3 protein-coding genes and 1 riboswitch are annotated in these 5,827 nt (G+C 39.5%); all 3 genes read right to left on the bottom strand.

All coding sequences use genetic code 11. The annotated features are described in order from the left end of the window. Positions 1-1,791: transporter substrate-binding domain-containing protein (locus AC075L_RS07130; protein WP_476387443.1), on the bottom strand; the 1,791-nt coding region annotated here is incomplete at its 3' end. Positions 1,792-1,861: 70 nt separating this feature from the next. Then, positions 1,862-4,729 carry a response regulator gene (locus AC075L_RS07125; RefSeq protein WP_008704273.1) on the bottom strand — a complete coding sequence of 956 codons (2,868 nt, stop codon included), beginning with the start codon at positions 4,727-4,729 and terminating at the stop codon, positions 1,862-1,864. A 178-nt stretch (positions 4,730-4,907) separates the two neighbouring features. Further along, positions 4,908-4,983, bottom strand: a riboswitch (cyclic di-GMP riboswitch). Between the two features lie 224 nt (positions 4,984-5,207). Next, a partial coding sequence (locus AC075L_RS07120) for an ABC transporter permease (protein WP_476387442.1) occupies positions 5,208-5,827 on the bottom strand: 620 nt, incomplete at its 5' end.

The raw sequence follows: 5,827 nt of genomic DNA, 5'->3' as shown, positions 1-5,827 counted from the left end.
CGGATTATTTTTCATTGCAATACCGGTGAATCCCATGATTGCATTCATCGGTGTTCTCATATCATGGGACATATGTGACAGAAATGCTGTTTTTGCCTTGTTTGCAGCCTGCGCATGCTCTGCCAGTTCCGCCATTTCCTCAGCCGTCTCCTGGGCTGCCTTCTGAGCTTTTTTTCTTGCACTGAGACGCATTGCTATCATAGCCATAGTAGTCAGCAGCCATCCGAAAATAAGAAGAACCCAAACAGTAGCAACAGGATGCAGACGGATCCAGTCAACAAATGTCAGCTCTGCTGCTTTGTATGTGGTATACCGTGCTGCTAGATCTTCGACAAGATTTTGGGGCATGGCATACATTGCTTTCGTCAGAATACCAGCCAGCGCATGGTTCTCTGTTGACGAAACTACCATGCGGTAGGTGAATGTAGGCTGTTCCAGCAGCGTATATGTCATGGTGCCCGTAGTGTCACTATTCACAAACGCCTGTGCCATGTAATAGTAGACGAAGGCAGCATCGGCTTTACCCTTACGGACAGCTTCCATCATTTCCTGCCGAGTACTGCACATCAGCTTTTCTGCACCGGGTGCCATTGCATCTGCAATTGAATTTGATGCTGTCTGGTCAACCGTAGCAACAACATTGATTTCTCCATCAAAGTCACGCCGTGTCACCCTTGCCAGTTGCATTGTAATGAAAGGTGCAGTAAGCCCCCATTTTTTCGTCTCAGCATAGTTATCTGTTTCCAGGCGTGCATCGATACTTATATTTGTGACTTCCTTATTTTTCTGATAAGCAATATACTCATCTCTGGTGGCAGGTGTAAGAAACTCATAGGAAATCCCGGCATAGTCTGCAATTTTCCGGAAGTAATCCGGGATAATCCCCTTCATCTCACCATTTTCATTATAAGAATATGGATAACGGGACGGATCACACAGAACATGAAGCGGGTTGTCCTTGGAATATTGTGCAATAATACTTTTTTCTTGCTCCGTATATTCCAGATTCTTAGTTTCTATGCTTTCATAATTTTTATTATAAAGCGTTGTTTTCCAGTCACCCTCAACTGCATTCATCTGATCGATCGCATAATTGATCTCATTCAGCAATTCTGTATTGCCCTTTTTAACAATGACATAGAAATCGCTGCTGCCAAATTTATCCACGATTCGCTCATTGTTTGTTTTTCTCAGAGAACTGGTAACAATCGCATCAACTTTTTCGCTCTGAAGGGCTTCCTCCATCTCTGCGGTCGTATCAAAATAAGATGGAACATATGTAAATCCTTTGTTGTCTGCAAAATCCGCAAACTCTTCATTCCGGGTGTTTCCGTTCAAAAGCGCCACACGCATACCGTTGTAAGTGCTGTAATTGTCGTCCACAATCGTGCTGTTGTCACTGCGGACGGTCAACATCCCATAATTAGTTCCGATCGGACGTGAAAAATCAAACTTTTCTTCTCTGTCCGGTGTTTTGCGGGCAGATGTTACCATGTCGATCTCGCCATCTTCAAGCATCTGCTGCATATCATCCCAGCTCTGATCGTATCCGACATATTCGTAATCTACATCCCAATAACGGGCCATCAGCCGAAGGAAATCATAGCCATAACCGCTGCGGTTCCCCTCTTCATCCATCATATGGTATCCATCCATGGCAAAGAAACCGACTTTGACAGTTTCATGCTGCGAACTGTCCTCGGCCGCATATGCAGTCAGGGGAGAAAATATCATACACACGCATACAAAAACCAGTAACACTGCCATATATTTCTTTGCACTCGAAATCATATTAAATCTCCTGTCTGTCAAATATATTTCTCTATACGTCTCCTTGTCAACCTCCTGGTTTAATAAATTTTCACCTGTCCCTACTGCTTCTCAATTCTTCGCATATAGTCTGCTTGATTGTTTTATCATCTAATGGCTTTGCAAGATGTGCGTTCATTCCTGCTTCCATACACTTTTCTGCATCTTCTCTAAATGCATTTGCAGTCATAGCAATGATAGGGATTGTTTTTGCATCCTGCCGTTCCAGGGATCTTATTGTTTTTGTGGCAGTAAGCCCATCCATCACCGGCATCATGACATCCATTAAAATAACATCGTATGTTCCTGATTCGCAGGCTTCAAAGTACTGAACAGCTTCTAACCCATTTTTCACTGTTTCTACTTTAGCCCCATTTTCCGTCAGTATAAATTCTGCTATTTCCGCATTCAGCTCATTATCTTCAACCAATAATATCCGGACACCTGATATATCTGCATTGAAATCTTCTTTTTCTTCCAGCCGTGCATTCGTATCAATTTTAAATGGAAGTATTACAGTAAAACAGCTTCCTTCACCAAGCTTGCTTTCAACTGTTATGGTTCCGCCCATCTTTTCTACAAGTTGTTTCACAATAGGCATTCCCAGACCTGTCCCATTATAATCAGAACGTGGGGAATTATCTGCCTGTACAAATGGAGTAAACAATTCATTTTTTATAAATTCTTCTGACATTCCAATTCCATTATCTTTTATTTTAAATTCACATGTCATGTGATCTTCTGATCTTTCAATCGTTCTCATACTCATGTAAATAAAACCATTCACCTTATTGTACTTCATGCTGTTTGTAAACAGATTCATCAATATTTTTTTCAGATGAACTGCATTGCTCCAAACATATATACCACTGTAATCATCATGTTCTCCTATAACATGAAGTCCTTTTTCTTCTGCCTGAAAAGATAGTGACTCCGTGATTTCCTGACATACCTGATCCAGATTGATGGATTCATCACTAAAAACCACGGTATCCGATTCTAACTTTGCCATATCCAAAACATCATTTACCAATGATAATAGCAGTTTCGAAGACTCATTTATTTTATTCAGACAATCTTTTGCCCGTTCACCATCATTTCCGCTTTTTTCAAGAATTGTAAGCATGCCCATAATGCCATTGATCGGTGTCCTGATGTCATGAGACATGTTATTTAAAAAGGAAGTCTTAGCCTTATTGGCACTCTGTGCTTCTACAAGTGCATTTTGTAATTCCTGCTGTTTTTCTTCAAGCTCCTGATTCAGCTTCAATGCCTGCTCAGCAGACTTCTTGGATTTTTCTTCCGCACGTTTTGATTTTTTCAAAGAATCAAGAATTATACACAGGGCAACAAAAATAGAGATTCCAACTATGAGTGAGACAGCCAGTAAATTGTCCTGAATAAAATCCTTCGCTGTAACTTTTCGTGAGGAAGCATTATACGAAACTACTGCACCTGAAAATTGAGTTGTAGGCATAGATGTCAGTGTTTTATTCAGAATGGACAAAAGAACCGGTTCTCCCTGCTGAACAGCAAATGAAACATCAGCTTCTTTTGTCAGGAAAACACTATGAAGCTTATTATTTTTCAAATAGTCTGAAACAGTACCTGAATTGCTTACAATACAATCCGTCTCCCCTTTCTGCATTGCTTTTACTGCTGCATCTGATGTCTCATATTCCACAACCTCCCATTGCGGATAATTGTATGAAAGATATGCTTTCAATGCAAAACTATCTTTTTCAACGGCAACTATATTCTCTTTATTTTCATCAAAAGAATCCTTTGCCGTAATTGCTGCCATATTGAGAGTCAATAGTGTATCCGACAAAGCAAATCCATTTGTTTCTGCAAAGTATGGATTCTGGTTTGCATGAAAAATCAGGTCTATTTTTCCATCCTGCAATGCCTGAAGCAGTTCACTTCTTGTATCATATCCATTTAATTCAAATTCCAGAGTCTGACCTTGCAGACAATTTTCTGCAAGATCCACATAATCTGTGATAACACCTGTCAATTTACCTGTTGATGAATCTACACTGCTGATACCTCCATCCTGATTCAGATACCCAATCCTGAGTGCACCATGCCGTCCAAGCCACTCCCTTTCTTCTTTTGAAAGAAAGGAGCTGCTCTGTGCAGAAAGATAACGCCTGTAGAGATCATCTGTGTAAAATGGGTTGTCATCCTTGATTCTGCGCATAGCACTATCCAGTGCTTCTTTGATATCCGGACGTTCTGGATTTATAGCGAAATAGATTTCTGTCTCTCCAATACTTGTAAGCGGTGAAATATCCGATTCTTCCCAACGGGATTCTTCTACCGAAACGAAGCAGTCAATTTCATGTTTCGACAGTTTGTCCATAATTTCTGTGGTTGTAGAAACATTGATATGCTTCGTATGCAGACCATATTTTGATTCCCATTCATTAAGCACATCCTCCACTATATTATCTTTAGACACACCAATATTTTTTCCCTCAAAAGAATCCAAATTTCCTGCTGTAAGATCCATATTGGATGCATCCGTATAGATGTAATATTTCTCTTCCCCCATAGGCATATCGGAAAAAAGCATATTTTCAGCACGTTCGTCTGTATAGGAAATGTCACCAAGAATATCAATCTCTCCATTTTCCAACTGTGTAAAGCAGTTTTTCCAATCACTTGTTATGTATTTATATGTCCATCCTGCATAACCTGCAATATCTTGAAGATACTCATAACCATAGCCGCTTCTTTCTCCCTTTTCATTGACGGTATTATAAGTTTCTTCAAAAGATCCTACCCGGATAACATTGTCAGAGTTTTCTTTGGCAAATGTAGGAACGGATAAAACAATAGAACATATAATTGTGCAAAATATAATGTAACAAAATTTGAAATTCATTATATTCTGTACTAATTTGCACTTCTTCATCTTTCTCCCCTCCTCTAGGCTACAGTTGCTTGCTTGCTTCCAGATTTTAATTTTACATTCATTAATTATCAATAACCTCCACACTATTTTTCACAATATTTTTCCAAGCAGCTTCTGTATTACTTATTCAAGTGCTCTACCATAAAAAAGCACTGTCAAACAGACAGTGCACCTCATTTCATGCAACTGGCTGCCATTTTACAGGCCCTGTAGCTTTGCGTCCCAGACTTTCATCTGGTTTGCCAATTTCCATATTATAGCTTTAATACTTATGCAAAAAACTGATTTTATTATACTATAGCACTCTACTGTACACAAGAAAAACATTACCGTTTTAACGCCTGAAAACAAAAAAAAGAACAGCCGATACATATACTCGAACTGTTCTTCTACTTCCGAAGACCACGCAGCATTGACATTACTGTTTCCTGCTCATTGGTACTCAGATCGTTCCATATCCCGCTAAAAACAATATTTCCTATCGTCTGCCTTCACCCGCTGACAACAATGTAACCACATAGTAAATAATTCCAAATACAGCTATACTTCCCATCATAATGCCAATCATCTGATTTATACTCACCACATTTCCATGAAATACCGGATTGCAATCAAGCGTGTCTCTTATCGCTTCAACCATTTCATCCGGATAATTTTTTCTCTCCATCTCTCTGAAAACTCCGTGAAGCATATGATTCTTAATCAATGAAGTGGCATATGTACTCGGAAGATAAGACAGTGCCTTCTGAAGACCTGGTCCAAAATTTGAAATCGGCATATAAGCACCACATAGAAAACCATATCCTGCACTGACAATGGTACCCACAGCCGAAAGCTGTCCCTGTGTTGTTAATGGAAAGCTAATGATACTTGAAAGCGTACTTCCAAACAGGACGAGCAATATCATATCAAATAAAACCCATAATATGTCTGCTGTATTCATATACCATCCCATTTTAAGTAAATATCCCAGACATAATACAAATGCAAGTGCATTGACCATCAATGAATTAGCTACTGTTGACAGAAAATATCCCAAATAAATTTTTTCCTTGCTGACCGGTGCAACATTAAAATCCTTCCTTGTTCCATTTGCCT

Source organism: Blautia sp. ZXY-1-B12, from assembly GCF_056339915.1.
Note: the sequence above shows the minus strand (reverse complement) of the source record. Positions and strands in the feature narration are given on the sequence as shown.

Excerpts from the sequence above, each read along its gene's own strand:
- AC075L_RS07125 (WP_008704273.1), bottom strand. The coding sequence starts at position 4,729 with ATGAAGAAGTGCAAATTAGTACAGAATATAATGAATTTCAAATTTTGT.